General features: G+C 40.1%; 2 tRNA genes and 1 rRNA gene. All 3 read right to left on the bottom strand.

What is annotated here, in order from left to right:
• Positions 1–733 precede the first annotated feature (733 nt).
• Positions 734–809, bottom strand: a tRNA-Ala gene (locus Q0779_RS23605).
• Between the two features lie 122 nt (positions 810–931).
• Positions 932–1,008, bottom strand: a tRNA-Ile gene (locus Q0779_RS23600).
• 271 nt (positions 1,009–1,279) lie between these two features.
• A 16S ribosomal RNA gene (locus Q0779_RS23595) occupies positions 1,280–1,338 on the bottom strand; the annotation flags it as partial.

Here is a 1,338-nt window from a genome sequence, read left to right as displayed (position 1 = left end):
TACGTCCTTCATCGCCTCTGACTGCCAAGGCATCCACCATATACGCTTAGTCACTTAACCATACAACACTAATAAGTCTCGCTTGTTACTCAAGCGTCTGTCTTTATTGTGCATTTCATTCCTCAATCCTGTAGCGCTGCTACACTCATTCGTCATTCAACCCACGGCTTCGACAGCCACATGATTAACTGCGCTCATAGTTATTGTTCTATCGGGTAGATAAAACAACTGTATCGCAACTAATGGTTTCTACTTTCGCCAAAATTAGAATTTTTACTTATTACTTGATATCAATACCAAATAATAAGCCAAGACACTTAATGTTTAAGTGTTTAGAACTCAATTTTTTTATTTCGCGTTAATGCTATAAACCACTGCAATTGTTATTTCTTACGAAATAGCTTTCACAACAGTCCCTTTCACATTAACACTATCAGCTTTCCAAATTGTTAAAGAGCGACTTCCACGGATGGTGGAAGTGTCAAAAATCGTACGGAACGATTTTGACCAGGCTAAAAAAAGCCAAAGATAAATTGTTCTATTTATCTTTGGCGTCTCTTTCCTTTGCATAATAAATCATGGTTCTAATCGAGAGTAATCGAATCACTTATTAAGCTATTCAACTAACAACTATTATTTCCAGTAACCAAATAAATGGTGGAGCTAATCGAGAGTAATCGAACAGCTATATAAGCTATAAAATCACTTCATTATTTTCAGTAACCAAAGTAAATGGTGGAGCTATGCGGGATCGAACCGCAGACCTCCTGCGTGCAAGGCAGGCGCTCTCCCAGCTGAGCTATAGCCCCATTTACATGCAGTCAAACAAGATATTTGTATAAATAGCCAAATCATTTCTTATCGCGGCAGAAAGTGGCGACGTTTAGCTTTCTTAAACGAGTCACGTTCTAACAAAGATAAGGAAGGATTTTGGTGGGTCAGAGTGGACTTGAACCACCGACCTCACCCTTATCAGGGGTGCGCTCTAACCAGCTGAGCTACAGACCCATTTATACTTGTTTCTTTGTTCCAACTCATCGTCACTTTCGTCGCTCAATCAGTCATGTAGTGAACTACACTCCCTCTTCGCTACTCAAGTGCCTTGACTTGAAACAAATTAACATCGTCTAACATTCATTAGACTCGTATACCTTGCTTTTTCTTCTCGACAAGCATATCTGTGTGAACACTCAAACACAGGGATGTGTTGTGTGTAATAAATGCATGGAGCAATTTATTACCAACAGTTTCCTATTCAGAGTCAAGTTAGTCGTTAAGGTAAGGAGGTGATCCAGCCCCAGGTTCCCCTAGGGCTACCTTGTTACGACTTCACCCCAG

The sequence above is a fragment of the uncultured Shewanella sp. genome, from assembly GCF_947491715.1.
GTDB lineage: Bacteria > Pseudomonadota > Gammaproteobacteria > Enterobacterales > Shewanellaceae > Shewanella.
The sequence above is the reverse complement of the archived record's forward strand: the minus strand, read 5'-3'. Positions and strand labels throughout refer to the sequence as shown.